The sequence below is a fragment of the Limibacillus halophilus genome (assembly GCF_014191775.1).
GTDB lineage: Bacteria > Pseudomonadota > Alphaproteobacteria > Kiloniellales > CECT-8803 > Limibacillus > Limibacillus halophilus.
This window is the reverse complement of record NZ_JACHXA010000002.1, coordinates 1-26,543: the sequence shown is the minus strand read 5'-3', so window position 1 is coordinate 26,543 and position 26,543 is coordinate 1. Positions and strand designations below refer to the sequence as shown.

At 58.4% G+C, this 26,543-nt stretch carries 25 protein-coding genes; 14 read left to right on the top strand and 11 right to left on the bottom strand.

Annotated elements, in window-relative coordinates; translation table 11 throughout:
• Nucleotides 1-47: 47 nt before the first annotated feature.
• The 10 genes from FHR98_RS03280 to FHR98_RS03235 all read right to left on the bottom strand — a co-directional run bounded on the left by FHR98_RS03280 (nt 48) and on the right by FHR98_RS03235 (nt 9,519).
• Nucleotides 48-959, bottom strand: coding sequence for a methyltetrahydrofolate cobalamin methyltransferase (locus FHR98_RS03280; RefSeq protein ID WP_183415222.1), 912 nt, complete (start codon nt 957-959; stop codon nt 48-50).
• A gap of 198 nt (nt 960-1,157) precedes the next feature.
• Complete coding sequence (locus FHR98_RS03275; RefSeq protein ID WP_183415221.1) at nt 1,158-2,063, bottom strand: methylenetetrahydrofolate reductase; 906 nt, start codon at nt 2,061-2,063, stop codon at nt 1,158-1,160.
• 45 nt (nt 2,064-2,108) lie between these two features.
• Nucleotides 2,109-2,417: a virulence factor gene (locus FHR98_RS03270; RefSeq protein ID WP_183415220.1), complete on the bottom strand. Its 309-nt coding sequence runs from the start codon at nt 2,415-2,417 to the stop codon at nt 2,109-2,111.
• Between the two features lie 13 nt (nt 2,418-2,430).
• Nucleotides 2,431-3,078 carry a DUF1638 domain-containing protein gene (locus FHR98_RS03265; RefSeq protein WP_183415219.1) on the bottom strand — a complete coding sequence of 216 codons (648 nt, stop codon included), beginning with the start codon at nt 3,076-3,078 and terminating at the stop codon, nt 2,431-2,433.
• Between the two features lie 63 nt (nt 3,079-3,141).
• On the bottom strand, nt 3,142-3,837 hold the full coding sequence (locus FHR98_RS03260) for a corrinoid protein (protein WP_183415218.1): 696 nt from the start codon (nt 3,835-3,837) through the stop codon (nt 3,142-3,144).
• Between the two features lie 129 nt (nt 3,838-3,966).
• A complete protein-coding gene (locus FHR98_RS03255) occupies nt 3,967-4,695 on the bottom strand; it encodes an ABC transporter ATP-binding protein (protein WP_183415217.1) in 729 nt (242 codons plus the stop codon).
• Nucleotides 4,695-5,441 carry an ABC transporter ATP-binding protein gene (locus tag FHR98_RS03250; protein ID WP_183415216.1) on the bottom strand — a complete coding sequence of 249 codons (747 nt, stop codon included), beginning with the start codon at nt 5,439-5,441 and terminating at the stop codon, nt 4,695-4,697. Before FHR98_RS03250 ends, FHR98_RS03255 begins: the two co-directional genes overlap by 1 nt.
• Entirely contained in the window at nt 5,438-7,291 is a 1,854-nt protein-coding gene (locus FHR98_RS03245; protein WP_183415215.1) for an ABC transporter permease, read from the bottom strand. The genes FHR98_RS03250 and FHR98_RS03245 overlap by 4 nt, the downstream gene beginning before the upstream one ends.
• A gap of 29 nt (nt 7,292-7,320) precedes the next feature.
• A complete protein-coding gene (gene speB, locus FHR98_RS03240; RefSeq protein WP_183415214.1) occupies nt 7,321-8,295 on the bottom strand; it encodes an agmatinase in 975 nt (324 codons plus the stop codon).
• A gap of 3 nt (nt 8,296-8,298) precedes the next feature.
• Nucleotides 8,299-9,519, bottom strand: a complete 1,221-nt coding sequence (locus tag FHR98_RS03235; RefSeq protein ID WP_183415213.1) for an ABC transporter substrate-binding protein — start codon at nt 9,517-9,519, stop codon at nt 8,299-8,301.
• A 152-nt stretch (nt 9,520-9,671) separates the two neighbouring features.
• Here FHR98_RS03235 and FHR98_RS03230 point away from each other — a divergent pair, with 152 nt between their 5' ends.
• The 3 genes from FHR98_RS03230 to FHR98_RS03220 all read left to right on the top strand — a co-directional run bounded on the left by FHR98_RS03230 (nt 9,672) and on the right by FHR98_RS03220 (nt 14,013).
• Nucleotides 9,672-10,994: an FAD-dependent oxidoreductase gene (locus tag FHR98_RS03230; protein ID WP_183415212.1), complete on the top strand. Its 1,323-nt coding sequence runs from the start codon at nt 9,672-9,674 to the stop codon at nt 10,992-10,994.
• A 149-nt stretch (nt 10,995-11,143) separates the two neighbouring features.
• On the top strand, nt 11,144-12,988 hold the full coding sequence (locus FHR98_RS03225; RefSeq protein WP_246377422.1) for a 2-oxoacid:acceptor oxidoreductase subunit alpha: 1,845 nt from the start codon (nt 11,144-11,146) through the stop codon (nt 12,986-12,988).
• On the top strand, nt 12,985-14,013 hold the full coding sequence (locus tag FHR98_RS03220; RefSeq protein WP_183415210.1) for a 2-oxoacid:ferredoxin oxidoreductase subunit beta: 1,029 nt from the start codon (nt 12,985-12,987) through the stop codon (nt 14,011-14,013). The genes FHR98_RS03225 and FHR98_RS03220 overlap by 4 nt, the downstream gene beginning before the upstream one ends.
• 58 nt (nt 14,014-14,071) lie before the next feature.
• On the opposite strand, the gene FHR98_RS03215 is transcribed toward FHR98_RS03220, so the two are convergent.
• Nucleotides 14,072-15,037 carry a GlxA family transcriptional regulator gene (locus tag FHR98_RS03215; protein WP_183415209.1) on the bottom strand — a complete coding sequence of 322 codons (966 nt, stop codon included), beginning with the start codon at nt 15,035-15,037 and terminating at the stop codon, nt 14,072-14,074.
• Between the two features lie 218 nt (nt 15,038-15,255).
• On the opposite strand from FHR98_RS03215, the gene FHR98_RS03210 reads away from it, so the two are divergent.
• From FHR98_RS03210 to FHR98_RS03160, 11 genes are all read left to right on the top strand, one after another.
• On the top strand, nt 15,256-15,990 hold the full coding sequence (locus tag FHR98_RS03210) for a hypothetical protein (RefSeq protein ID WP_183415208.1): 735 nt from the start codon (nt 15,256-15,258) through the stop codon (nt 15,988-15,990).
• Nucleotides 15,987-16,742, top strand: coding sequence for a glutamine amidotransferase-related protein (locus FHR98_RS03205; RefSeq protein WP_183415207.1), 756 nt, complete (start codon nt 15,987-15,989; stop codon nt 16,740-16,742). Before FHR98_RS03210 ends, FHR98_RS03205 begins: the two co-directional genes overlap by 4 nt.
• 35 nt (nt 16,743-16,777) lie before the next feature.
• Complete coding sequence (locus FHR98_RS03200) at nt 16,778-17,458, top strand: SDR family oxidoreductase (RefSeq protein WP_183415206.1); 681 nt, start codon at nt 16,778-16,780, stop codon at nt 17,456-17,458.
• A 24-nt stretch (nt 17,459-17,482) separates the two neighbouring features.
• The gene (locus FHR98_RS03195; RefSeq protein WP_183415205.1) at nt 17,483-18,616 is read left to right on the top strand and encodes an acyl-CoA dehydrogenase family protein; all 1,134 of its coding nucleotides are present in this window, start codon (nt 17,483-17,485) and stop codon (nt 18,614-18,616) included.
• Between the two features lie 43 nt (nt 18,617-18,659).
• Nucleotides 18,660-19,274 (top strand): 2-hydroxychromene-2-carboxylate isomerase, encoded by a 615-nt coding sequence (locus tag FHR98_RS03190; protein ID WP_183415204.1) that lies wholly within the window; start codon nt 18,660-18,662, stop codon nt 19,272-19,274.
• 110 nt (nt 19,275-19,384) lie between these two features.
• Nucleotides 19,385-20,992, top strand: coding sequence for a carboxyl transferase domain-containing protein (locus tag FHR98_RS03185; RefSeq protein WP_183415203.1), 1,608 nt, complete (start codon nt 19,385-19,387; stop codon nt 20,990-20,992).
• Nucleotides 20,993-20,996: 4 nt separating this feature from the next.
• On the top strand, nt 20,997-21,788 hold the full coding sequence (locus FHR98_RS03180; RefSeq protein WP_183415202.1) for an enoyl-CoA hydratase/isomerase family protein: 792 nt from the start codon (nt 20,997-20,999) through the stop codon (nt 21,786-21,788).
• Between the two features lie 28 nt (nt 21,789-21,816).
• A complete protein-coding gene (locus FHR98_RS03175) occupies nt 21,817-22,740 on the top strand; it encodes a potassium channel family protein (protein WP_183415201.1) in 924 nt (307 codons plus the stop codon).
• 6 nt (nt 22,741-22,746) lie between these two features.
• Nucleotides 22,747-24,792: an acetyl/propionyl/methylcrotonyl-CoA carboxylase subunit alpha gene (locus FHR98_RS03170; protein ID WP_221205707.1), complete on the top strand. Its 2,046-nt coding sequence runs from the start codon at nt 22,747-22,749 to the stop codon at nt 24,790-24,792.
• Nucleotides 24,793-24,794: 2 nt separating this feature from the next.
• Complete coding sequence (locus FHR98_RS03165) at nt 24,795-25,700, top strand: hydroxymethylglutaryl-CoA lyase (RefSeq protein ID WP_183415200.1); 906 nt, start codon at nt 24,795-24,797, stop codon at nt 25,698-25,700.
• Entirely contained in the window at nt 25,700-26,119 is a 420-nt protein-coding gene (locus tag FHR98_RS03160) for a DUF1489 family protein (protein WP_246377420.1), read from the top strand. The genes FHR98_RS03165 and FHR98_RS03160 overlap by 1 nt, the downstream gene beginning before the upstream one ends.
• The last annotated feature ends 424 nt before the right edge of the window (nt 26,120-26,543 follow it).

Below are 26,543 nucleotides of genomic sequence, written 5' to 3'. Positions count from 1 at the left end.
AGCACCACTCCTCCTTTTTGTTCACCCGACCGTCGGTCGAGTTTAGTTCATGCCCGGCGACGGCGTCGCTCACGGCGTCCCTCGCCATTCTCGGAGCCGGCTGTCTGCTCCGGAGCAGGTTCACGGTATTTGCGGATCCATCGGGCGCAGTTCGCGTCCTTTGCCAGAAGTACGTCGGAGGCCATGATAGCGCCCATTTCTTCCTCGTGAAGAGGATTCATGATCGCCGAGGTGAGGCCAAAGCCCGCAGCCATTGCCAGGAAGACGCCATTCATTGAGTGACGGTTCGGCAATCCGAACGAAATGTTGGATGCCCCACAGGTGGTGTTACAGCCAAGTTCTTCTTGAATGCGCTGGCAGATGCGGAAAACCTGACGCCCGGCGCCGCCCAGCGCGCCGATCGGCATAACCAACGGATCGATCACCACGTCGGCCGGCTTGATACCATAATCCTGAGCATGGTTGACGATCTTCTTGGCAACCTGGAAGCGGACTTCCGGGTCCTCGGAGATGCCGGTTTCATCGTTGGATATAGCGACAACCGCGGCATCGTATTTCTTGATCAGGGGCAGAACCTGTTCCAGGCGCTCTTCCTCGCCGGTGACCGAGTTCACGAGGGCACGGCCCTCATAGACCTCCAGACCGGCGGCCAGTGCTTCCACGATGGAGGAATCGATCGAGAGGGGCACGTCAACCAGCGACTGTACCAGCTTGATGGTCGAAGCCAGGATGGCAGGCTCGTCGGCCAGGGGGATACCAGCGTTTACGTCCAGCATGTGGGCCCCGGCCGCAACCTGAGCCAGCGCATCCCGTTCGACCGTGGAGAAATCGCCGGCCGCCATCTCGGCAGCCAGTTTCTTGCGGCCGGTCGGGTTTATGCGCTCGCCAATGATGCAAAACGGGCGATCATTGGCGATAATGAGAGTCTTCTTGGCCGAACTGACGACGGTATCAACCATGGTGCGGAACTCCTTTAAATGACCGCTTGGGTCGTTGTGTCTACCCTGACCAACCCACCATCGGCCTCGTAAGGTCGCCGTCTGGCCACGCTGGGGAGCATGTTGGAGCGCATTCCATGCTTTTTACCCTCCGAGGGCTGATGCTTTTGCGACCTCCATTAGTCAAAACGCGAAAAGCCGCAGGACAAATTGTATCAATCAGTCAATGTCGCGATTGACCTTGAACCCTTTGTTGCCGGACTTGAGAGTGATATCGCCTTCCACGACGGCATAGCTCCAAGCCGCAGATTTCCGGAGGCCGCCCAACGGGTACATGTGGACCTTGTTGATCAGGCATTCCGGGTTGCTAGCAACGTGCTGCGCTAAATCCAGCGTAAGCTTGTCAGGCGCATTCACGGTCATCAGCTTGGCAACGTTGCGTGCTTGCCGAACCAGGAAATTCATCGACGGGCCGATGCCGCAGGCGCGTGCGTGATTGACGAGCGTCTTGATGGTCGCCAAGCCGGGCAAACCGATGTGGATCGGCAATGCGTTGCCAGCGTTTCGGATGCGCTTCTCCCATGCCAGAATGGGTTCGGCTTCAAAGCAGAATTGGGTAACGATGTAGAGCTTGGCGCTACTGCTTCTGGCGTAGGTGTTTTTCCAGGCCAAGGCGCTGGCCAGATCGCTGTCGCTGATATCAGGGCTTCCCTCGGGATGCCCGGCGATACCGATGGTCTGGATGCCGTGTTCCTCGAAAAGGCCGGTCTCAAGGAGAGCCATTGAGCTTTCGTATGGGCCCAAAGGCTTTTCCACGGCGCCGGCGAGGGCAACAACATGTGCGATGCCAACGTCATCCTGTAGCCGCTTCAGATAGTCTGCAAAAGCATCTTTGCTCGGAATGGAACGTGCCGCGAAGTGCGGCATCGGCACCATCCCTTCGTCCTTCAGCTTCTTGGACGTTTTCACTGTGTCGGCAAAGTCCGAGCCTGGAAGGAACGTGACGGCGACCTTCGTGCCTTCGCGCAGGTGCTCACGATAATCGGGAATCTTCGCAGCCGATCCCGGCGTGGTCTCGATGGTGAAATCCGTTAGGAAATCAGCGATTGTTTTCTCCAGCGACATTACTCTTCAATCCTTTGACCTTGGCGGGGCGGGTAAGGGTTTACCTCAAACTTCTGGGGTCTCGAGGCCGCCCTGGTTCACCAGCATCTTCAGGCGTTCATCGGGATAATCTGCTTCCAGGCGCGCCGCACAAGCGTCGGCCTCGGCTTCTAAATCGTCGCCGCAGGGTATCGCCGCTCCGCGCCGCCATTCTGCCAGGTAAGAATCTGAGTCGCGGAGCTTCGCGCGCATGGCCGCCCGGTCGATCGCTTTTTCGAAGCGTTCATCCAGTTGCCGTTTCGCGTTGTTGCGACCGGCCTTGACGATGACTTGTGCCGGGATATCCCGCCAGTAAACGATGGTTAGCTGTGCCATTTCCTGTTCTTTCTCACCCTTGCTTTGGATGGTGGACTGCGCGGTTCACAAAGCCAGCAAGTTCTCCCATACCCGTCGATATGCGCTCATAGCTCAAGCCTAGCCGTGCTGCCGCTTCCTGGGCGCCAGCATCCAACGCCGGGTCATCGATTTGGGCTAGATATACCAGCTTGGTGTAGTGGCCAAAATAAGCGTCCCGAAGGTCGGGATGCCGGTCCAGCCCTAGGCCCTGCCACATCAAGCGATCAAAATGCCGTACCAGATAGTCTGTCAGATAAAAGGTGCCAATCTCAGCGTCGGCGAGTGCCTCGAAGCGCGCTTGCCCGGCAAAAAAAGCGTAACAATGTGGCCCGTCAATCCGCTCGACACCTTCCTCTTCGAGAACGCGGTCCAACAAACCGCCTGTGCCACAGTCGGCATAGGCGACTAGAATCCGCTCGATCCCCTCCGCTCGCGCCTGCCTAATCTTGCCCCGCACGCCGTCGGGAATACGCTCTGGGCGGTTGTGCCAAATGGCAGGCAGGCAGGTGAGCGATAGATGCGTAAGCCCTGGCTGCTTCATGATTGCCAGCAACTCACGCGCCAGGGCGCCACAGGCAATGATTCGGGTGCGCGGTGGGGCTGGCGGCTCAGGCGCTTTGTCTCGTGCCGTCGCTTCCATGCGGTCAGGTCTCCCGAGGTCCTGGGCCAGCAGGCTACAGTCTGACTTTCCTGTCCTCGACCGTCAGGCGGCCTGGTTGTGCTTGCGCTTGACCAGCTCCTTGGCGGTCTCGACGGCAACAGCCGCGTCACGACAATAGGCATCTGCACCGACAGCCTCGGCGAAGGCCTCATTCAGCGGCGCGCCGCCAACCAGCACGATGTAGTCGTCGCGGATGCCGTTTTCCTTCATGGCGTCCACGACGACCTTCATATATGGCATGGTCGTGGTGAGTAGCGCCGACATGCCGAGAATTTCAGGCTTATGAGTGTCGAGGGCTTCCAGGTACTTTTCGACCGGGTTGTTGATGCCAAGATCGATGACCTCGAATCCAGCGCCTTCCATCATCATCGAGACGAGGTTTTTGCCAATGTCGTGGATGTCGCCCTTGACGGTGCCGATGACCATCTTGCCGACCTGCTTGGCTCCGGTTTCAGCGAGAAGCGGGCGCAGAATGTGCATCCCGCCTTTCATCGAATTGGCTGCCAGCAGCACTTCAGGCACGAAAAGAATTCCGTCGCGGAAATCGATGCCGACGATCCGCATGCCTTCGACCAGCGCGATCGTTAGAACGTTGTAAGGCGTCCAGCCACGCTCCAAAAGGATGTTGACGCCTTCCATGACCTCTTCCTTGAGGCCGTCGTAAAGGTCGTCTTGCATCTGCTGGACAAGCTCGTCGTCCGGCAAGGAGCGCAGGTCAAGATCGTCTTCGTCAGCCATTCCAAATGCCCTCATGCTTATAGCGGGGCCGAGATGACCCCTGATCATCATTTATTGCTACGCGCCGAGACCCGGTAACGGCTGCGCCGCGCGCGACAAGTCATATCGGAAATGCGACTACGCTGCGCGCTAGACCATAAGCGCCCGAGAAACATGCTTGTCATCAAGCAGACTCCCAAGATCGCCGGTTGCCAGTATACGCCCTTTTTCCAGAATATAAGCCCGGTCGCACAATCGGCGGGCAAATTGCAGATTCTGTTCAGACAAAAGGATCGCAATTCCTTCGCGTTTCAATTCCGCGATGGCGTCGCTCATTTGTCGCACGATCAAGGGCGCTAGACCTTCCGAAGGTTCGTCCAGCAGCAGGAGCGTTGGGTTCCCCATCAGTGTGCGGGCGACAGTGAGCATCTGCTGTTCGCCGCCGCTCAAGAGGCCTGCGCGGCGGTCCAGGAGCTTTGACAAAGCCGGAAACAGTTCAAGGACGCTATCGAAGGTCCAGCGCTGCGATCCGGATTGTGACGTGCGGGCGCCTGCCAAGAGGTTCTCGGCGACGGTGAGCTCGGCGAAAACTCGTCTTTCTTCAGGAACATAGCCGACGCCCAAGGACGCGATCTTGTGTGTCGGCATGCCTAACAATTCAGTGCCGCCGTAGCGAATACTGCCGCATGCGCGCGCACCCAGACCTACGACCGCTTTCAAGATCGTCGATTTGCCTGCGCCGTTCCGCCCCACCAGTGCGACCAATTCTCCCGGTGCAAGAGTTAGATCGACACCAAAGAGTATTTGCGCGGCGCCATAGAAGGCTTCCAAACCCTCGATCGAGAACCCTGTTGACGCGCGTTCTATGCCGTCAGTCATCAGAAATCCTCTCCGAGATAGACTTGACGCACACGGGGGTCGGCGCGAACCTGGGACGGCGTTCCTTCCGCGATAACATGGCCATGGTCGAGCACGAGAATGCGTTCTGCATGGTCAAAAACGATATCCATGTCATGCTCGGTGAAAAGCAGGCTGATCTGTCGCTCTGCGGCAATTGCGACGACCAAGGTCATCAGGTCGTGCCTTTCTCCAGGCGCCATGCCGGCCGTCGGCTCATCCATCAGCAGGACACTCGGGTTCCCCGCTAGAGCCATCGCCAATTCGAGCCTTTTGACATCACCGTAGGCAAGTTCAGCGCTTTGGCGCTGGCGAAGGTCGGAAAGCCCCACAGCGGTCAGCAGCGATTGTGCCTGGGACTGATGCTTTCGGGCCACGCTTTGGGTAAAGCTCGGCCCAAGGCCTTCTGCGGCTGCTATGACCGTCAGAAGGTTTTCCTCAAGCGTCATGGAGCTGAATACGGAGCCAATCTGAAAGGTTCGGCCCAAGCCCTGAAGGTAGCGCTGGTCCGGGCGAAGCGAGCCTAGGGAGCGGCCTTTCAAAACGACGTTTCCGCCGTCAGGCATAAGCTGCCCGCCAATGAGATTGAAGCAGGTGGACTTTCCGGCCCCGTTGGGTCCGATCAAGGCGAGGCGCTCGCCGGCATGAAGGTCAAAGGAAACATTGCAAACCGCCTGTACCCCGCCGAAATTCTTGTTCAAACCGGTAACGGACAACTGAGCTGTCATGTCCCGGCTCCTTTTCGCCGCCAGAGCTGGCTTGCACCACCGGCCAGTCCTTGGGGGAAAATCAGAACCAGCAGCAAAATGATGCCGCCGATCGCGCTGCGCCAGAAGCTGGTATAGCTCAACAGTTCGGTTTTCAGGCCTAGATAGGCCGCGGCGCCCAGCAAGGGTCCCTCAAGAAAGGCAACGCCGCCCAGCAACACCATGACAAGCGCTTCCACCGACATGGGTATTGCCAAAACGTCAGGGAACACGCTGCCTTTCAAAAGAGCATAAAGACCACCCGCGAGGCCCGCGCAAGCGCCGCTAACGGCGAAGGCTTGCCAGCGCAGGCGTTGCGGGTTGAGCCCGCTGGCAGCAGCGCGCAGCGCATTGTCCCGTTGCGCCCGCAAGGCGAAGCCGTAACCCGAGAAAGCCAAATGCCGCATGAGTAATAGCGCTGTGGCGACCAGCGCCAGGACCAGCCAGTAAAAGCTGCGAGGTTCGGCAAACCATGGGCTGGGCCAGACGCCCAGTATTCCGTTGTCGCCGCCGGTGAAGCCGTACCATTGAAAAGCAACGGACCAGAGAATCTGGGCAAATGCCAAGGTCAACATGGCGAGATAGACGCCGGACAGCCGCGCGCAGAACCAGCCGAACGCGAGCGCCACCACCCCGGCGACAACGGGGGCAACGAGGAGCGCCGCTTCCATCGGCCAACCGAGGTCGGCGCCCAACAGTGCGACGCTGTAGGCGCCCAGTCCCAGAAAGGCGGCATGTCCAAAGGATATGATGCCGCCTAGTCCCAATAGGAACTGAAGCGAAGCGGCAAAAAGCGCGAATATCAGTATCTCCGCCCCGATGATCACCACGTAGCGCCCGCTGAAAAGAGGCAAGACCGCCAAAAAGAACAGCAGCGCCAAGGCCCCCAACTTCATGGCGGTACCGGCCGCCAATAAAGGCGTATGGGGATCGGCGACACGGGCGGCAAAGGCGCTTTCCCGTTTGCCGAACAACCCCTGGGGACGCAGGGCCAGAATAACGGCCATCACGAGAAACACGATGACCAGGGTGATTTCTGGAAAGAGCAGGATACCGAAGGCTTGGATCACGGCAATAAGCAGGGCAGCCAGGTAGGAACCGAAAATCGATCCCATGCCACCCACAACGACAACGACGAACGCCTCGGCAATGATGTTCAGGTCCATACCAAGCGAAGCGGCCTCACGAGGAAGCTGCAACGCACCCCCTAGACCGGCGAGCGCGGTTCCCAGGGCCACGACGCTGGCGAACAGACGTTGCTGATCGACGGCCAGGGCAGCGACCATTTCACGGTCCTCTGTCGCGGCGCGTACGAGGATGCCCCAACGGGTGCGTTTGAACAGCAACCACAGGGCTAAAAGACCGGTCGGCCCGGCAGCGATCAGAAACAGATCATACTCCGGGATTCGGTTACCAAAGAGGGTAATCGCGCTATCCAGCCAGGGGGCCCGAGGCCCGACAATGTCCTCCGGACCCCAGACGTGCAGGGTTACATCCTGCAGCACCAGCAGCAGCCCAAAGGTGGCCAGCAATGGGAAGAGTTCATTCGAGCGATAAAGGCGACGCAGCAAGAACCGCTCCATGCCGAGACCGACGAGTCCCGCGCCGGCGGCGGCCACTGGCAGGGCGAGCCAGAAACCCAGGCCGCCGAGGAGAGGCATCAAGAGCCCGCTGATGGTCACCCCCAGATAGGCGCCAAGCATGTAGAAGGAGCCATGCGCGAAGTTGACGATCCGCGTCACGCCAAAAATGATCGACAGGCCGACCGCCACGAAGAACAAGGCGGAGGCATTGGCGAAGGCCGTTAGGAACTGGGCGATGGTAAAGGACATCGCAGGCTGTCGGTCCTTCCGATTTCTGGCTAGTCGCGACGCCCGGCGTGCGCCTCGGCGACCAGGCAAAGAATCTCAAACATGATCTGTGAACCGGCCAGCGCCGTCACGTATCCCGGGTCGAAACAGGGTGCCACCTCAACCACATCGCCACCCACGTAGTTTAGTCCGCGCAATCCCCGCAGCATGGCCAAAGCCTCAGCCGTCGAGAAGCCGCCAATCTCGGGCGTACCTGTGCCGGGAGCAAAAACCGGATCCAGACCATCGACATCGAATGAGAGATATGTTGGGCCGTCCCCGACGACGCGCCGTGCTTCAGCAATCGCGCCTTTGACGCCGATCTCCAGGAACTCCTCCATGTAGATCACCCGCATGCCGCTGTCGTGGCTGAACTGCCATATCTTGGCATCGTTGACGCCGCCGCGAATACCGATCTGGATGGTGCGTTTAGGATCGAGCAGACCTTCCTCCACCGCCCGGCGGAAAGGCGCCCCATGGTGGAACTTGGAGCCCAGATAATCGTCGCCGGTATCGCAATGGGCGTCGAAGTGAATCATCCCCACGGGGCGATCCTTGGCGATGGCTCGAAAGATCGGCAGGGTTACTGAATGGTCGCCACCCGCGGATACCGGCAATACTCCCGCGGCGTGAACCTTGGCGAAGAAGTTTGCGATCTCCGCCAGGGACTCCTCCAGATGGAAGGGACGTTGCGGCCAGGCATCGCCGATATCGGCAATACGGCAGAGACTGAAGGGGCTGATTCCGGTTTCTTGGCTCGTGCGCCGCATTAGACTGGATTGATTACGGATTTCCCTTGGCCCATGACGCGCACCCGGGCGATTGGTGACCCCACCGTCGAACGGGACGCCGACCAAGGCAATATCCAACTCATCCAAGGCTTCGGAATAGGGCGCCCGCATAAAGGTCGGAATGCCGGTATAGCGCGGCCAGGTTTGCTGGTCCTTGTATTCGGTGTAGTCCCAATCGTCCCGGATCTTCGTCATATGCTATTCCGCGGCCCGAAGCTTGGCGGCCTCCTCTTCGCTGGGCAGGAAATCGTTGCCGTTGGCATAGTACCAGTCCGTCATGGTTCCGGCCCCGTTCTCCACGGCGGTTAAGCCAACGAAGGTACCGAGGGTCGACTGATGGTCTGCTGCACGGAAGTGGATCGGTCCGAATGGCGTGTCCAACGCCAGACCCCGCAAGGATTCGGCCAACGCTTCAACGTCCGTTGTTTGCGCTTGATTAATGGCTTTGGCTAGAGCCTTGAGCGTTACATATCCCACGACCGACCCCATTCTCGGCTCCTCCGCGAACTTGTCGATATAAGCCTCGCGGAAGGTATTGTGCTCCGGGCTATCCACCTTGTTGGGTGGGTAGCCGGTCACGATCCAACCGGTGGGAAGTTCGTCCTTTAGGGGGGCATTCCATTCGGGCTCACCGGTTAGCAGGCTGACCACGGTGCGATTTTCAAACAACCCGCGCAGGCTGCCTTCACGGACGAATTTCACGAGGTCGCCGCCGAAGGTCACATTGAAGATTGCATCCGGTTCGGCCAGAGCGAGGGCCTGGGTGGTCGCACCGGCATCAATCTTGAACAGGGCAGGCCACTGCTCAGCCACGAATTCGACGTCCGGGCGCAACTTCAGCAGGTTCTCCTTGAAAGCCGCGACAGCGGACTGGCCATACTCGTAGTTCGGCGCAATCGTCGCCCAGCGCTTGGCGGGAAGTTTTGCCGCTTCGCGCGCCAGCATCAACGATTGGGAGTAGGTTCCAGGGCGCAGCCGGAAAGTATTGGGCGCGCCTTTTTCCCAAACCAGGGCATCGGTCAGGGGTTCGGCCGCCATGAAAAGGACATTTCGCTGTTGAGCAAAATCGGAAACCGCCAGTCCGACATTTGAAAGGAGCGTCCCCATCAAGACCGTTGCGCCTTCACGTGCGGTCAATTCGCTGGCGGCCGTAACCGCTTCGCCGGGCGCACCACCGTCATCACGGCTGACTACCACCAAAGGGGCGCCCAACACACCGCCATCGGCGTTGATTTCGTCCAGCGCCAGCTCCCATCCCTGTTTATAGGGCACGCTGAATGCCGGTAGCTTCGTGTAGCTGTTCAAGTCACCGATAATCACGGATTCGGCTGCCCGGGCAGGGTCGGTCAGGCCCGGGGCCACAGCCAACGGTGCAGTAAGCAGGGAGAGGGCTGCCAGAAGGCCCTTGATCTTGTTCATAATGGAGAAAAACCTTTCGTATCTGAGCGTAGCAGAAAAACGAGATGCCTTTGTCGCGGTCCCGATGGCTCCCGTCAAGAAAGCATTGCGGGCTTGTCAAGCGGGCCCATCGCCTTACACCATAGCCACATCGGAAATGAGGGATTGTCGGAATGCGTCTTTCCGTTGCGATTGTGGGCTCGGGACCGAGCGGATTTTATGCCGCAGAGTCGCTGCTGTCAGCTTTTCCCGATTGCGAGATCGATATCCTAGAGCGTTTGCCGACGCCCTTCGGTCTTGTGCGGTTTGGTGTGGCGCCGGATCATCAATCGGTAAAACGCGTGACTGAGGGATACGAGAAGACCGTCAGCAGCGGTCGGGTCCATTATTACGGCAATGTCGAAGTAGGGCGTGACGTGACCATGGCGGAATTGCGGGACTGCTATGATGCCGTGGTGCTGGCCGTAGGGGCGCCAAGAGATCGCCCAATCGGTATTCCGGGAGAGGATAAGCGCGGCATACTTGGCTCGGCGGCCTTTGTCGGTTGGTACAACGGTCATCCGGACTTCGCCAATCTTCATCCCAATATCGATGTGGAGCGCGCGATTGTGGTGGGGAACGGCAACGTGGCCCTCGATATTGCCCGTATACTGGTCCTTTCGCCCAATGAACTCGCCGCGACCGATATCGCCGAGGAGGCGGCGGACGCAATCACTCGATCGAAACTCCGCGAAGTCATAGTCCTCGGTCGACGCGGAGCGGCGCAGGCTCGCTTTACCAATCCGGAACTTCGGGCGTTTGCCCGCCTCGATAGAGGAACTCCTTGCGTTGAAGGTGACAGTCTCTCGGAACATGCCCTGGAAGGATTAAGCGAGAAGCCGCGCCGGCAAGCCGAGAGGAACCTGGAGACCTTGCGAAGCTTCGCAGAACTTAAAGAGAAAACAGCGACGCGGCGCATCACATTTCAATTCTTTGCGAGACCACTGGAAGTCTTGGGCGGAGAAAGCGTTACGGGACTGCGTGTAGCGCAGACGCGGTTGGAGGGAAGCCGGGTGGTGGAAACAGGTGCTCAGGAAGACCTATCCTGCGGCTTGATCATTAAGGCCATCGGATACCGGTCACCCAGAATTCCGGGAATACCTTTTGATGCGGCGCGCGGGCGACTGCGCAACCGAGATGGACGTATAGCGCCCGGGCTATATGCGGTGGGATGGGCAAAACGCGGACCCAGCGGCGTCATCGGTACGAATAAGGCGGATGGCAAGGCGCTGGCCGAGCAGTTGCGTGACGATATGAAAACACAAGGCAAGCCAGGGCGAAAGGCGCTGGAGGCACGGCTGACCGCTCGTCAGGTTCGTTGGGTTACCTACCGGGATTGGCGCCTGATTGACGAGGCTGAAATCGCCGCAGGTCAAGGCGATCACCCGCGCCGGAAATTCGTGTCTGTGGCCGATATGCTGGCGCTTCTTGATCGCGCGCAGGAAAATACTACCTGAAGACCAGAGAAAAAGAGGGGCTGATTGCGCCCGGGCTTTCTGCTAATCGGTGGACCAGCAATCACGATGACGTCCGGATAGCGCAGGAGTGGGCGACGCGAATGGAAGGCTCTAAGGCCCTAAAATCTGCAGACCGGCGACACCAGGAGATGGAGTCGGCGACAGTTCGCTTTGCCGGTGATTCCGGTGACGGTATGCAGATAACCGGCGGTCAGTTCACGCTGACGACCGCCCTTGCCGGGAACGATCTGGCGACTTTCCCCGATTTTCCGGCGGAGATTCGCGCGCCTGCCGGTACCACGTATGGGGTCTCGGCGTTCCAGATAAATTTTGGGGCGCGGCGCATCAAGACGGCCGGCGATCATCTCGACGTCCTGGTGGCGACGAACCCGGCCGCGCTGAAGGTGAATCTGGCCGATGTCAAATCCGCTGGTCTGGTCATCGTTGATACGGGTCAGTTCAACGACAAGAACCTGCGCAAGGCGCATTATGATAGCAATCCGCTGGAAGACGATACTTTGGCGCCTTATCGGGTGCTCAAGATCGACATCACACAGCTCACCCAGGACGCAGTTGAGACCGTCGGCGTCACGAAGAAAGAGGCTGTGCGCTCGAAAAACATGTGGGCGCTTGGTTTGGTTTACTGGCTTTTTGGCCGGGAACGTGCCCCCACGATTGCTTGGTTGAAGCGGAAGTTCGCCAGCAAGCCTGAGGTTTTGGAGGCCAATATAGCGGCGCTCAATGCGGGCCATGCCTTTGGTGAAACATCTGAACTTCAGCATGAGGTGGCACAGATAGATGTTGGCCCAGCTGCAATTCCGCCGGGGCTCTACCGTGCCATCACCGGCGCCGAGGCATTGGCCTGGGGATTGGTCGCCGGCTGTGAGAAAGCTGCCTTGCGGATGGTATTCTGCTCCTACCCAATCACCCCAGCTTCCAGCCTTTTGCATAGTCTTGCCGCTCTCAAGTCCTTGAACATCCTGACCTTTCAGGCGGAAGACGAGATTGCCGCAGCCTGTGCTGCGATCGGGGCGTCCTACGCGGGCGATATGGGAATCACATCCTCGTCCGGACCCGGTGTCGCCCTGAAAACCGAGGCGCTGGGTCTTGCCATCGCCACCGAGTTGCCATTGATCGTCGTGAACTCCCAGCGTGCGGGCCCCTCGACGGGAATGCCGACGAAAACAGAGCAATCTGACCTCTATCAAGCCGTGTATGGACGGAACGCCGATTCGCCTTTGGTCGTGCTGGCGGCGCGTGCCCCAGGTGATTGTTTCGATGTTGCGGTGGAGGCTGTTCGCCTGGCGACAAAGTACATGACGCCGGTCATGTTGTTGACCGACGGGTACATTGCGAATGCATCGGAGCCCTGGCTCATCCCCGACTTGGACGCTATAGCGAGTTTTCCGGTCAAGCGCCGCCAGGATCCAGAGGGGTACCAGCCCTTTGCCCGTAACCCGCAAACCCTGGCCCGCGATTGGGCAGTCCCCGGGACACCTGGGCTGATGCATCGAATTGGCGGAATTGAGAGGGACTCGACATCCGGCAACATCTCCTACGACCCCGATAATCATCAGCGCATGACGGACCTTCGTGCGGCAAAGATCGAAGGCATTGCAAACGATATTCCGTTGCAGGAAGTCGATCAGGGAGATCTTGGCGCCGATCTCGTGCTGGTTGGTTGGGGCTCTACCTATGGCCCCATAAGCCGTGCAGTCACAACCATGCTCGCAGAGGGCTACAATGTGGCGCATGTCCATTTGAGACATATCTGGCCTTTACCTGCAAATCTCGGCGATATATTAAATACTTATAAGAAAATACTAATACCAGAGATGAACCACGGACAGTTGGTTACGTTGCTACGGGACCGCTATCTGGTGGACGCTGAAAGTTTGGCTCAAGTCAACGGCAAGCCTTTCCGTGTTTCGGATTTGGAAGCGGCGGTTCGCGCGAGGATTTCGCGCAAACCCGGATTGGAGAAGAAGCTATGAGCGGGCCCGATGGAATCGCGGCTTTGCAGCCGAAGGATTACGCAACGGATCAGGAAGTCCGTTGGTGCCCAGGGTGCGGTGACTACGCCATCTTGAAGGCCGTGCAGCGGACACTGGCGGATTTGGCTGCGGACCCGGCTAAGACGGTCTTCGTGTCGGGCATAGGCTGTGCGGCACGCTTTCCCTATTACATCGCGACCTATGGTTTCCACACCATCCACGGGCGCGCGCCGGCCGTGGCGACGGGGGTGAAACTGGCCAATCCGGAGCTGGATGTCTGGGTCGTCATGGGCGACGGGGATGCGCTTTCCATCGGCGGTAATCACCTGATGCACTGCCTGCGCCGTAATCTCGATCTCAACATGCTTCTGTTCAACAACGAGATTTACGGTTTGACGAAGGGGCAGTACTCGCCGACGTCACGGGCTGGACTGCGCACTCCTTCGACCCCGATGGGGTCGATCGACCAGCCTTTGTCCGCTGGGCTTTTTGCTCTAGGGGTGGGGGCGAGGTTCTTCGCCCGCGGTGTCGACACGCAGCAAAAGCGGCTGCCGGAGATCTTCAAACGGGCGCATACACACCGTGGCGCCTCGCTGGTGGAGATACTCCAGAACTGCATCGTCTACAATGATGGCGTCTTTGCGGGCATCACTGAGCGCGATGTGGCGGAAGACCGGCAGGTCCATGTTCAGCACGGCGAGCCCTTGATCTTCGGTAAAGATCAGGATCGCGGGTTGCGCCTGAATCCCTCGACGCTGTCCCTTGAAGTCGTGAATCTGGGAGATGCCGGTATCACTGAAGCCGATGTTCTACGGCACGACGAAAAGAATCGCGTGCTGGCGACGTTGTTGGCGGCAATGGAGCCGCCCACGCTACCGGTCGCCTTGGGCGTACTCTATTGTGATCCGACGTCCAGTTACGATCAGAGCGTTCATACGCAACTGGACGCCGCCAAAGGGCAGGCACCCGCAGGTGGATTGCAAGAGGTAATGAGAGCCGGACATACCTGGACGGTAGAAGCTTGAAGAAACTTCCCTAATTGTTTGATAAACAACGAAAAATCAGATAAACAAAGGATATACTTTAGGCAATCTGTTGGCGCTCGTCGCGAGGTTTTCGGTTGAACTGTTCGCGATAGCATTTCGAGAAATGAGACGCTGATACGAAGCCGCTTGCCATGGCGATGTCCAGAATCGAGAGCGATGTCTGATTAAGGAGCGAGCGTGCCTTGGCGAGACGAAGCTCCAGGTAATAGCGGGTCGGAGTCCGATTCAGATACTTGCGGAACAGCCGTTCGAGTTGCCGCGTCGAAAGTCCGCTCATGGCGGCCAACTTCGATCTGGGCAGTGGGTCCTCAAGGTTCTGCTGCATCATCTCGATGACGTTTAGCAGCTTGGGATGAGAGATGTTCAGTCGCGTGCGCAGATTCATGCGCTGGTGGTCGTGTTGATCGCGGATTCGTTCATGGATGTAGTTTTCCGCGATCTTGGTCGCGAGTTCGCGACCGTGATCCTTGGCGATCATCGACATCATCATGTCCAATGCGGCGGTGCCACCCGAACAGGTAAAGCGATTTGCGTCGATCTCGAACAACTCCTCGGTCACGTTGAGTTGCGGATAGTCCTCCTGGAATCCCGCAAGGTTTTCCCAGTGGATCGTGCAGCGTACACCGTTGAGCAGCCCAGCGCGTGCCAGGATGTAGCTGCCAAGGGACACTGCACCCATCTTTGCCCCCTGACGGGCTAGCAGCCTGAGCCAAGCTAATGTTTGTCTGTTGTCAAACACATGCGCGTCCACGCCACCGCACACAATGACGGCGTCCAGTTTGTCGCAGGCACGTACCGGCATGTCCGACCGGCAGGCCACGCCGCTGGACGCTGTGACAAGACCACCTTCGGGAGAAAGAAGTGTCCAACTGTAGAGGTTCTCGCCTGAATGGCGGTTGGCCGAACGAAGGGCTTCAATAGCTGATGCAAAGGGAAGTATGGAAAAGCCTTCAATCAACAAAAAGCCAAAATGTTGAGTGTCAATGATACTGCTCTGCTTCATGACTACCTGATAGGCGAGGTACAAAGTTGGCGTGGGGCCGAATCTGCCGTATGTGCAAGTCCCTGCCCCCAGCGCGAGAGATCGTGACACCCTCCGATCATGAATGACAAGAACTAAGGAACGATAATGTCCGCACTATTGCTATAGAAAGCGGTCCAGGATGATACGCGAGGAATTATCTTTATAGGGCCTTCACCCTGCGGTAGACCATTGATCCCATGAAGGACGATCTGACAACGGCGCTCGCGGAACAGGGATTGTTGTTGAGGGGCGGTTTCCGACCTGGACCGGAGACCCCGTTGCCGTCCTTACCGGATGGCCGCGCCGTGGATTTTGTTGCGATGATCGGCAACGCAGGGCCTGAAATGTGGCGTCATTTCGTGCGCAGTCCGGAGTATCGGGACAGCAAACCCGATCCAATGAACCGCTGGACCAAGCGTGTCGTTGATGCGATCGCCTTGCGGTTTGGTTCCGCTCCGCTTTATCCATCGGACGGACCGCCATACTATCCTTTTCAGCGTTGGGCCCAGCAAGCCGAGGCAGTCTTTCCTTCACCGCTGGGCATTCTGGTTCACCCACGGTTTGGGCTGTGGCACGCCTATCGTGCGGCTTTACTTTTTACTTCCGCGGACGGCTTGGCGTTGAAACTCGATGACCAAGGACAAAACAGGGCTGGTGATCATCCTTGCGAGAGTTGCGCGGATAAACCCTGCTTGAGTGCCTGCCCGGTTGGTGCGTTCACTGGGGTCGGCTATCGGGTTGACGATTGTGCGGCTCATGTCGGGAGCGCCGCCGGTCACGATTGTCGGACGGCCTATTGTCGGGCGAGGCGTGCATGTCCGGTCGGACTGGACTATATCTATGACCAGGAACAGGCGGCCTTTCACATGGCCGCTTTTCTGTCAGCGCGTCCAAATATGACGAAACCTTTGGTTGTTGGAGATGAAGAATGAGCCGTAAAGTCTTGCTTTTAAACCATATGGAAGGGGAGAGAATTGATAGAGCCCATCCAATGTTGGTTCGGCGAGGCTTTGAGGTCGAGTGGTGTGCGCCCGCCCTGGGCGACGTTTTACCCGATCCCCTGAGCGACGCGTTCGATGCTGTCGTCGTTTACGGCGGCGCTCAGAGTGCCAATGACGATGGGTATATCCAGGATGAGGTTGAATGGATTCGAACGTGGGTAGAGGCGGACAAACCTTTCATGGGATTTTGTCTCGGCGCGCAGCTCCTGTCATTGGCTTTCGGCGGTGAGGTGCGACCCCATCCCACCGGACTTTATGAAATCGGTTTTTTTCCGATAGAGACGGTGGCGCCCGGGTTCAAGGGCCCGCACTCACTAGTCTACCACTGGCATAAGGAGGGGTTCACGGTGCCTCGGACCGGCGAATTGTTAGCCCGGGGTGATACCTTTCCGAACCAAGCATTTCGCATAGGAAGAAAGGCCTACGGGCTTCAGTTTCATCCGGAAGTGACACAGAACCAGATGCAGACGTGGATGGACAGCGCGGGCCATATGCTCGCGCATCCTGGAGCGCAGGATCGGGAACGCCAGCTTGCAGACGCAAGGCATCACATTGCTCCGCTCGGTGATTGGCTGGAGGATTTCCTTGATCGTTGGCTAAGCGACAGCGGTCTGACTTATCCAGCACGTTCATCGACAGCCGCCAGCGACCTCTTGCCGAGTGAGCGGGTGCCGTCGTCCTGACGCACTTTTGAGTTGCGATTATCGAAAGGAACGTCATGCCCACTCTTCTCATAACAGGCGCCAACCGTGGCATAGGATTGGAGTTCGTTCGCAGCTATGCGGAGAGCGGTTGGTGCGTGCATGCCTGTTGCCGCCATCCAGATAAAGCGAAAGAATTAAAAGAGATACCAGGTGATGTTAATGTCCACCGCGTAGATGTGACTGACGAGTTGCAGGTTGCCAATGTTGCCCGTTCCTTGCGGGACCAGCCGATTGACCTTTTGATCAACAACGCCGGCATCTATGGACCGCGAACCGGATTTGGCGAACAGGATTATCAGGCTTGGTCCGAAGTTTTGCAGGTCAACGTCATTGGATTGATGCGAACTGTCGAGCGGTTTGTCGAACATGTCTCTCAAAGCGAGTTGAAGCGCATCGTTAATATCTCTAGCCAGTTGGGGTCGATTGCGCGAAATCGGTCTGGCGCGGCTTATCCCTACCGGACCAGCAAAGCTGCGGTGAATATGATCACCAAGGGCTTATCCGAGGACCTTGAGGAGAAAGGTATCGTTGTAATCTCGGTGCATCCTGGATGGGTGCAAACCGATATGGGCGGCGTAAAAGCTGAGATTACGGCCGAGGAAAGCGTCGCGGGATTGCGCGCCATCATCGACAATCTGACGCCTGAACAAAGCGGGCATTTCTATTCATACGATGGGACGGAGATGCCCTGGTAGCCTGCCTTAGCGGAGGAAAGACCCGTGCTGCTCAATGACGAACAGGCAATGATTCGTGAAACGGCCCGGCAGTTCGCTGAGGCGCGGCTGAAGCCTAACGCGGCGTCTTGGGACCGCGATAGCCATTTTCCAAAAGAAGCCCTGGCAGAGATGGCAACCCTCGGCTTTCTGGGTATGACGGTGCCTGAGGCTTGGGGGGGCGCTGAAACCGACAACGTTTCATACGCCCTGGCGTTGATGGAGGTAGCCGCCGGCGACGGTGCGACCTCGACCATCATGAGTGTGCACAATTCCGTCGGATGCCAACCAATTCTCAAGTATGGCAGTGAGGAGCAGAAGGAACGCTTCCTAAGGCCGATGGCGCTGGGTGAAAAACTAGGGGCGTTCATGTTGACCGAACCGCACGCTGGGTCCGACGCGGGCGCCATACGGACCCGGGCGGAAAAGCGCGGAAACGGCTTTGTATTGAACGGCACTAAACAGTTCATCACTTCTGGCGCCAATGCCGATGTCGCCATTGTCTTCGCGGTTACCGATCAATCCGCTGGAAAGAAAGGTATTTCCGCTTTTATCGTGCCGACGGACACGGCCGGATACAACGTAGCCAGCGTCGAGCGCAAGCTGGGCCAGCATGCCAGCGATACCTGCCAGATCGTGTTCGACAACATGGAACTGACACCGGATCTGTTGCTGGGCGAGGAAGGGCAGGGCTATCGCATAGCCCTATCGAACCTGGAGGGCGGCCGCATCGGGATTGCAGCCCAGTCCGTGGGGATGGCACGCGCGGCCTATGATGCGGCACTTGCCTACGCCAAAGACCGGCAATCGATGGGCAAGGCGATTTTCGAGCACCAGGCCGTCAATTTCCGCCTGGCGGATATGGCAACCGAACTCCACGCAGCAGAACTGATGACACTCCACGCCGCGGCCCTGCGTGATGCGGGTGTCCCCTGTTTAAAAGAAGCTGCGATGGCGAAGCTGTTCGCCAGCGAGATGGCCGAGCGGGTATGTTCTGCCGCATTGCAGATACACGGCGGATACGGATATCTGGAGGACTTTCCTGTCGAGCGTATCTATCGCGATGTCCGCGTTTGCCAGATTTACGAGGGCACAAGTGATATTCAGCGCTTGATCATTGGCCGCCAGATAGCCGGATAAGCAGGCAGCAAGTAAGCATTCAAGCAGGAGGAACTACTGCACCATGACATCAGCAGCATCGAGTCCGATCGAGTTCTACTTTGATTTCTCCAGTCCATACGGATACCTCGCCGCGCGGATTATCGACGCTGAGGCCGCCGAGCTTGGACGCAAGGTGACGTGGCGCCCCTTCCTGCTGGGGGCAGTCATGAAGCAAACCAAGGCGGAGCCTTTGCTAACAATCCCGATCAAAGGCGACTATGCACGGCACGACCTGGCCCGGGCTGCGCGATACTATGATATTCCCTTTGTCGTTCCCCCGCAGTTTCCCTTTGCGTCGATCGCCGCTTGCCGAGCGTTTTATTGGCTGAATGGGACAGATCCGGCAAAGGCACGTGATTTCGCGCTTTTCCTCTATGAGCGCGCATTTCTGGCGGGCAAGGATATTTCCAAGCCCGATAGTGTCCTGGAGGCGGCTTCGGACGCCGGGTTGGATGCCGCGGCCATGGCGTTGGCTCTACAGGATCCGGCGATCAAGGAGCTTTTGAAGGCGGAAGTCGACAAGGCGATCAAAAAGGGCGTGTTCGGGTCACCATTCTTTCTGGTCGATGGTGAGCCTTTCTGGGGGCACGATAGGATAGCTGAAGTCAGAGAATGGTTGCGCAAGGGTGGCTGGTAGGCAGCATTGGTGTGCCTGACCGCTAATTCCTCTTGAGAAATTTTTTGGTTGGCCTTCGCCTCAGCGCAATTGAGAATGATTACCCAATCACAGGGAGGCAGGGCCCTTTAATGAGCGTGCTAAAAAGCTCGATCTCCACGCGATCCGAAGAGTTTAAGGCCAATGTCCGTGCTATGGAGGCGCTGGTTGGGGACCTTCGCGAGAAGGTTGCTGCGATCAAGTTGGGTGGCGGGCAGGGGCCGCGAGAAAAGCATTTGGCGCGGGGCAAACTTCTACCGCGTGATCGAATTCGCAACCTTCTCGACGTGGGCGCGCCATTCCTCGAACTATCGCAATTGGCCGCCTGGGATCTTTACAAGAATGAAGTGCCAAGCGGCGGCATCATCACCGGCATCGGTCGCGTATCTGGACGGGAGTGTCTGATTGTCGCCAACGATGCCACCGTCAAGGGCGGCACATATTTTCCACTGACGGTGAAAAAGCACCTTCGCGCTCAAGAGATTGCGGAACAAAACCATCTGCCCTGCATCTATCTGGTGGATTCGGGAGGCGCTAACCTTCCAAATCAGGATGAGGTCTTTCCCGACCGTGACCATTTCGGGCGCATCTTTTTTAACCAAGCCAATATGTCGGCTAAGGGAATCGCTCAAATCGCCGTGGTGATGGGATCGTGTACCGCCGGCGGGGCCTATGTGCCGGCCATGTCGGACGAAGCCATCATCGTGCGCGGGCAGGGGACCATTTTCTTGGGCGGCCCGCCGCTCGTGAAAGCGGCAACAGGTGAAGAGGTCAGTGCCGAAGACCTGGGCGGTGCGGAACTGCACAGTAAAGTCAGTGGTGTCGCCGATCATCTGGCGGCCGACGATCACCACGCCTTGGCTTTGGCGCGCCGCATTGTCGGTAACCTCAATCGGTCGAAGCAGCACACTCTTGAGTTGGCGACACCCCGCGACCCGCTTTATGACCCGAGCGAACTTTACGGCGTCGTGCCTTCAGACCTACGCAAACCTTACGATGTGAAGGAAGTGATTGCGCGCCTGGTCGATGGCTCCGAGTTCGACGAGTTCAAGGCGCTTTATGGTGCCAGTCTGGTGACGGGATTTGCGCGTATTCACGGCTATCCGGTTGGTATCCTGGCGAACAATGGCATCCTCTTTTCCGAGTCGGCCCTGAAAGGAGCGCATTTTATAGAGCTCTGCGCGCAGCGCGGTATTCCGCTGGTGTTCCTGCAGAATATCTCGGGCTTCATGGTCGGCCGTAAGTATGAGGCCGGGGGTATCGCCAAAGATGGTGCCAAGCTGGTGACGGCGGTGGCGACAGCACGTGTGCCTAAGTTCACGGTGCTGATTGGCGGGAGCTTTGGTGCCGGCAACTATGGCATGTGCGGCCGTGCTTACTCTCCCCGGTTTCTTTGGGGATGGCCCAATTCACGTATTTCCGTCATGGGCGGCGAACAAGCCGCCAACGTACTGGCGACAATCCGCAAGGACGCGATGGCTGCCAAAGGGCAGGAATGGCCTGTAAGCGATGAGGAAGCATTCAAAACGCCGATCCGAGAACAGTATGAGAGGCAGGGTCATCCCTACTATGCAACGGCCCGCCTGTGGGACGACGGCATCATCGACCCGTTGGATACACGGATGTCCCTAGCGCTCGGTATATCTGCTGCCCTCAATGCACCCGCCCAGGCAACCCGCTTCGGCGTGTTCCGGATGTAACGCCATGGACAGCCCCGTGTTCCTGCAAGAGATCGCCGAAAGCGGCATAGCCACATTGACGCTCGCACGTCCGGATAAGCACAACGCCTTCAATGCCAAGCTGATCGCCGACTTGACCGATGCTCTTTGCGACTTGGATCAGAATGAAAGGGTCAGGGCAGTCGTGCTGGCGGCGGAGGGTCGGAGCTTTTCCGCTGGCGCCGACCTTAACTGGATGCGCGCGATGGCCGACTACAGTGAGGAAGAGAACTTGGCGGACGCGCGCCGACTGGCCGAGTTGATGCGTCGGCTCGACGGTTTTTCAAAGCCGACCGTCGCACTCGTGCAAGGAGCAGCTTTTGGCGGCGGTGTCGGCCTGGTCGCCTGTTGTGATATCGCCTTGGCGTCAGAGACGGCGATATTCTGCTTGTCGGAAGTTCGTCTCGGTTTAATTCCGGCTGTGATCAGCCCCTATGTGGTTGGGGCCATGGGACCGCGTATGGCGCGGCGCTACTTCATGACGGCTGAACGATTTGGAGCGCTGGAAGCGCTAGCCTGCGGCTTGGTCCACGAGGTGGTGCCGGAGAGGCTTCTTGTACAGCGGGGAAATGAGATACTGAAAGCATTGTTGGCTGGCGGACCAAACGCTTTGAAGGAGGCCAAAGCTTTGATCGCGCGTGTCGCATTGCAACTGCCGGACGACGTGTTGATCGAAGATACCGCGCGCCGCATAGCGCGCATTCGGGGTGGCGACGAAGCCCGCGAAGGGATGGGGGCGTTTTTCGACAAGCGTAAGCCCGACTGGGTCGACGAGTGATAAGCACTGAAAGACGGGAGCTGATCGAATGAGTATGGGCGATCGGAGTTGGGTCCGCGCCTCAGCCTTTACCGCGGTTCTTTTTCTGCTCATTACGCTGGCAACCAGCCGAGGCCAGGTTGGCGGCCTGTTCGCGCTGGTTGTTCTGTTGGCGACATTGGTCGCCGTGACGGCGTTTTACCGGTTGTTTCCCGATCGCCATTTTTTCACGATTGTCCTGACGAACTTCCTGGCTGTCTACACCTGCATCTTCTCATTCTTCATCGAGGTCAATTTCGCTCCGGTAACACCCTGGTTGGTGCTGGCAACCTTTCCTCTGCCGGTTTTCACGTTTCTGGCGGGCGCCTGGCGCAATAGGACAACAATTCATAAGCTTCTGCTGCAAGACCAGCACAGGGAGATTCATCATTGGGGCAGGGTTTTCAGATGGCTGCTTCCAGCTTTCCTGATTGGCGGTTTGACCTTTGCCTTGCCGGGGCACGACTTTACACCTTTTGAGTACGATCTTCTTTTCCTGGCCTCCATGTCGGCAATCGCCGCCATCGTGTTTTTCGTCAGCGACGAGGTCTGTAGCTTTCTCCTGGAGACGAGCCTGCTGTTCGAACTGTTCTTCGCAGGCATGAAAAGGCTGGTGATACCGGCCTTTGCTTTCTTCTCCTTTTACTCGCTCATTGTGATCGTCTATGCCTGCATCTATCGCATCATCGATACCCTTGGCGGCGGCGGTTTCATTATCGGTGGTGAACTGCGGGAAATCACTTTTACCGAGAGTCTTTACTTTTCAATCGTGACTCTCAGCACTGTCGGTTACGGCGACATCGTGCCGGTTTCCAACCTGATCAGGGTTATTATATCGTCCCAGATAGTGGTCGGCGCGCTCTTGATACTGTTTGGTTTCGCCGAGTTTGTCTCCTATGGCCGCACCAAGCCGCAGCGGCGCAGTAAGGATTGAAATTTCATGGCCCAGCGCGAATCCGCCAGAGCTCTGTTTGATAGCCTGCTGATCGCCAACCGTGGCGAGATTGCCTGTCGTATCCTGCGCACGGCCAGAGCCATGGGTATTCGCACGGTCGCGGTATATTCGGAAGCGGACGCCGAGGCTCAGCACGTCAAGCTGGCGGACAGTGCTTTTTGCATCGGTCCGGCTGCGGCAGCCGAGAGTTATCTGCGTGTCGACAGAATACTCGAAGCGGCTAGGCAATCAGGCGCCCAAGCCATCCACCCTGGTTATGGGTTCTTGGCCGAGAATGCGGATTTTGCCGAAGCTTGCGCTGCCGCGGGAGTGGTCTTCGTTGGCCCGCCGCCATCGGCCATCAGGGCCATGGGTTCCAAGAGCGAGGCCAAGGCCTTGATGGAACGCGCGGCGGTTCCTCTTGTCCCGGGCTATCACGGCGCCGAGCAGGATGAGGCCTTCTTGGCGGAGCAGGCGCGCAAGATAGGATTCCCCGTTTTGATCAAGGCATCCGCAGGCGGTGGCGGCAAGGGGATGCGCGTTGTCGAGAAACCAGGCGACTTCAAAGCTGCACTTGCGGGCGCACGACGCGAGGCCATGGCGTCCTTCGGCGACGATCGAGTTTTGATAGAAAAGTATCTCACCAAGCCGCGTCATATCGAGATTCAGATATTCAGGGATAGCCACGGCAACGGGGTGCATCTCAACGAGCGCGATTGTTCTGTGCAGCGCCGCCATCAGAAGGTGCTGGAGGAAGCGCCCGCACCCGGCATGACGCCGGAGCGGCGGGCCGAAATGGGACAGACGGCAGTCGCGGCTGCGGAAGCTATCGATTATCTAGGAGCGGGCACCGTCGAGTTCATTGTCGAGGACGAGCAGTTCTACTTCATGGAAATGAACACGCGGTTGCAGGTTGAGCATCCGGTTACCGAGGCTATTACCGGGTTAGACCTTGTGGCTTGGCAACTCCGTGTGGCCGCAGGGGAGGCGCTGCCGATCACCCAAGAGCAAGTTGCGCTTCGGGGGCATGCGATCGAGGCGCGGCTTTATGCGGAGGATGCGGAGCGCGACTTTTTGCCCGCGACCGGAGACCTCAGGAGACTGCGGTTTCCAGAAGCCGTCGAAGGGTTGCGTATCGACAGCGGTGTGTTAGAGGGGGACCGCGTTTCGCCCTTCTACGATCCCATGATCGCGAAGGTTATTGCATGGGGTGAAACGCGTGATGAGGCTCTGCGGCGGTTGCGGCAGGGACTCGATAGTATCCGCGTGGCCGGTTGCCGAACCAATCTGGCGTTTCTGGGGCGCGCGCTTCGCCACGAGGCGTTCGCCTCGGGCGGTGTCGATACCGGGTTTATCGCCCGTGAGGCCGGCAAGCTATTGAAGCCGGGCCTATCCGAGCCGGGGCAGGTGTTGACAGCTGCAGCGCTTCACCAATTACTGCTTCGTCGGCGTGAGACGGCTAGACAGGCGGCGTCGAGCAGCGATCCGAACTCGCCCTGGTTTACCTGCGATGGTTGGCGTCTGAACGCCCAAACCGCCCAGCCCATGCGCTTTTCCTGGGGCGAAGATATCTGTGATGTGACGCTTGGCTTCGGCCCGGGATCCGGAGGTGTCGGCGAAGGTATGCGGGTTACCCTGGCCGGTAAGACGCTGCCAGTATCGTTCCAGCAGCGACCAGACGGCGATCTGGCGATTGCGCTCGGAGATCGTCGCTATGTAGCCGGGGTTTTGGATGAAGGCGACGACCGGCTTGTGTTTCTACGGGGCGAGATTTTCCGCCTTGGCTTTCTCGACCCCCAGGCGCATGCGGGCGAGGGGGCGGATGCCGGCGGAAGCCTCACGGCGCCGATGCCGGGCAAGGTAACAGCGGTGCTTGTCAAACAAGGTGAGAGGGTGACACAGGGGCAGGCCTTGATCGTGCTGGAGGCCATGAAGATGGAGCATACGCTTTTGGCACCGGCTGATTCGCAGGTTGTCGCTCTCCACTTTGCCGTCGGCGATTTGGTGGAAGACGGCGTAGAGCTTCTGACTCTCGAGCCGGTAGAGGCGTGACCATGCACCTGCCGGGGAAAGTCACAGTTGTCGAGGTCGGGCCGCGCGACGGTTTGCAGAACGAGAAACACGCCGTGTCGCTGGAGACCAAGGTAGCCTTGATCGACCTCTTGGCGGACGCCGGCTTGAAGACGATCGAGGCTGGAGCTTTCGTCAGTCCAAAATGGGTTCCACAGATGGCGGATAGCGCCGCGGTTTTCCAGGCTATCGGCAAGCGAAGGGGCGTTACCTATCCTGTCCTGGTACCGAACATGAAAGGATTTGCCGCAGCGCAGGGTGTGGGCGTAACCGAGATCGCCATTTTCGGCGCTGCTTCGGAGACCTTCTCCCAACGCAACATCAACTGTTCGATTGCCGAGAGTCTGGAACGATTCGCGCCAGTCTGCGAGGCCGCGCTCGGTTCTGGTATTGCGGTGCGGGGCTATGTTTCTTGTGTGCTCGGCTGTCCTTACGAGGGTGCGATAGCGGCGGAGGCAGTCGCCGATGTTGCGGAGAAGCTGCTGAAGCTTGGCTGTTACCAGATTTCTTTGGGCGATACGATCGGGATCGGCACGCCCGGACAGGCGCAACAGATGCTGGATACAGTAGCGGCACGAGTTCCGCTGGATCGTCTGGCCGTCCACTTCCACGATACCTATGGGCAGGCTCTGGCGAACGTTCTGGCCTGCCTGGAACGTGGCGTGACTGTTGTTGATAGTGCGGTGGCCGGGCTTGGCGGCTGCCCCTATGCAAAAGGCGCAAGCGGGAATGTCTCGAGCGAAGACCTGGTTTATATGCTCCAAGGCCTGGGCATCGAGACTGAGATAGACCTAGCTGCGCTCTGCGCCGCCGGTCGTTTCATATCGGACGCCCTTGGGCGGGCTCCGAACTCGAGGGTTAACCAGGCGCTTTCCGGTAAGGAAAACTGATGCTCCACCTCATCAAGCTTTCGGTCGGTAGCGAGAGCCTGGAAAGCCTTGCCGACTGGCAGCGGCAGCGGTTGGAGGCCGATGGTCGGCTTTGGCATCGCACCCGCATGCTGCCGCGACGGCACGAGGAGATCGTCGCCAGCGGCGGATCGATCTACTGGGTCATCCGTGGGCAAGTGCTCGGCCGGCAGCGAATTACAGGGTTTGATCGGATCGTGGATGCCGAAGGGCGCCCCGATACGCTTATCCTGCTGGACTATACGTTGGTGCCCGTTTTACCGCGCCCGCACCGGCCGTTTCAGGGCTGGCGATACCTGAAGGCGGAAGACGCTCCCCGCGATTTAGCCGACGCGGAGGGCGGTGAATCCGAGATGCCCGCAGAATTGCTGACGGAACTGCGTACTCTGGGGCTTCTGTAGGCCCTGCGTACATTCATAGATTAGGCAAAGCGGTGCTTGAGGGGGCTTGTGGGCCAGGGAAGAGGCTTTTTTGTGGTTTTGGAATTTTTTCCCTTTGACAGTCCAGGCAGCCCTCTTTATACACCACATCACTGCGGCGGCGCACTGTCCTGCGCCACACAGTAAGCGGAAAACGAGAAGATTAGGTTTTAACGTCGATTCAGACGTTGAAGCGTAATTTTTTCGCCGCTATACTCCTCGACCCGTTCAGTCGAATCGAGGGGGTGGCTCAAACCGAAAGGAGCGGGTCATCCGGGTTTTCACGGCGCTCGTTACAGAGGGCCGCGGCGGTTCGGTTTTGTTCATTGACATTGTGGATATGAGATAAGGAAGGGATACGCGGGCGGCGGCTTTGCGGTTGCTGTTTTGTGCTGTTTTTCTTTGG

Coding starts and splice junctions, on each gene's coding strand:
- FHR98_RS03275 (WP_183415221.1), bottom strand. CDS start 2,063: ATGTCGCTGGAGAAAACAATCGCTGATTTCCTAACGGATTTCACCATC.
- speB (WP_183415214.1), bottom strand. CDS start 8,295: ATGACGAAGATCCGGGACGATTGGGACTACACCGAATACAAGGACCAG.
- FHR98_RS03185 (WP_183415203.1), top strand. CDS start 19,385: ATGAGCGTGCTAAAAAGCTCGATCTCCACGCGATCCGAAGAGTTTAAG.
- FHR98_RS03200 (WP_183415206.1), top strand. CDS start 16,778: ATGCCCACTCTTCTCATAACAGGCGCCAACCGTGGCATAGGATTGGAG.
- FHR98_RS03170 (WP_221205707.1), top strand. CDS start 22,747: ATGGCCCAGCGCGAATCCGCCAGAGCTCTGTTTGATAGCCTGCTGATC.
- FHR98_RS03245 (WP_183415215.1), bottom strand. CDS start 7,291: ATGTCCTTTACCATCGCCCAGTTCCTAACGGCCTTCGCCAATGCCTCC.
- FHR98_RS03260 (WP_183415218.1), bottom strand. CDS start 3,837: ATGGCTGACGAAGACGATCTTGACCTGCGCTCCTTGCCGGACGACGAG.
- FHR98_RS03265 (WP_183415219.1), bottom strand. CDS start 3,078: ATGGAAGCGACGGCACGAGACAAAGCGCCTGAGCCGCCAGCCCCACCG.
- FHR98_RS03235 (WP_183415213.1), bottom strand. CDS start 9,519: ATGAACAAGATCAAGGGCCTTCTGGCAGCCCTCTCCCTGCTTACTGCA.
- FHR98_RS03255 (WP_183415217.1), bottom strand. CDS start 4,695: ATGACTGACGGCATAGAACGCGCGTCAACAGGGTTCTCGATCGAGGGT.
- FHR98_RS03225 (WP_246377422.1), top strand. CDS start 11,144: ATGGAGTCGGCGACAGTTCGCTTTGCCGGTGATTCCGGTGACGGTATG.
- FHR98_RS03250 (WP_183415216.1), bottom strand. CDS start 5,441: ATGACAGCTCAGTTGTCCGTTACCGGTTTGAACAAGAATTTCGGCGGG.
- FHR98_RS03270 (WP_183415220.1), bottom strand. CDS start 2,417: ATGGCACAGCTAACCATCGTTTACTGGCGGGATATCCCGGCACAAGTC.
- FHR98_RS03205 (WP_183415207.1), top strand. CDS start 15,987: ATGAGCCGTAAAGTCTTGCTTTTAAACCATATGGAAGGGGAGAGAATT.
- FHR98_RS03220 (WP_183415210.1), top strand. CDS start 12,985: ATGAGCGGGCCCGATGGAATCGCGGCTTTGCAGCCGAAGGATTACGCA.
- FHR98_RS03160 (WP_246377420.1), top strand. CDS start 25,700: ATGCTCCACCTCATCAAGCTTTCGGTCGGTAGCGAGAGCCTGGAAAGC.
- FHR98_RS03230 (WP_183415212.1), top strand. CDS start 9,672: ATGCGTCTTTCCGTTGCGATTGTGGGCTCGGGACCGAGCGGATTTTAT.
- FHR98_RS03175 (WP_183415201.1), top strand. CDS start 21,817: ATGAGTATGGGCGATCGGAGTTGGGTCCGCGCCTCAGCCTTTACCGCG.
- FHR98_RS03215 (WP_183415209.1), bottom strand. CDS start 15,037: ATGAAGCAGAGCAGTATCATTGACACTCAACATTTTGGCTTTTTGTTG.
- FHR98_RS03210 (WP_183415208.1), top strand. CDS start 15,256: ATGAAGGACGATCTGACAACGGCGCTCGCGGAACAGGGATTGTTGTTG.
- FHR98_RS03165 (WP_183415200.1), top strand. CDS start 24,795: ATGCACCTGCCGGGGAAAGTCACAGTTGTCGAGGTCGGGCCGCGCGAC.
- FHR98_RS03180 (WP_183415202.1), top strand. CDS start 20,997: ATGGACAGCCCCGTGTTCCTGCAAGAGATCGCCGAAAGCGGCATAGCC.
- FHR98_RS03280 (WP_183415222.1), bottom strand. CDS start 959: ATGGTTGATACCGTCGTCAGTTCGGCCAAGAAGACTCTCATTATCGCC.
- FHR98_RS03190 (WP_183415204.1), top strand. CDS start 18,660: ATGACATCAGCAGCATCGAGTCCGATCGAGTTCTACTTTGATTTCTCC.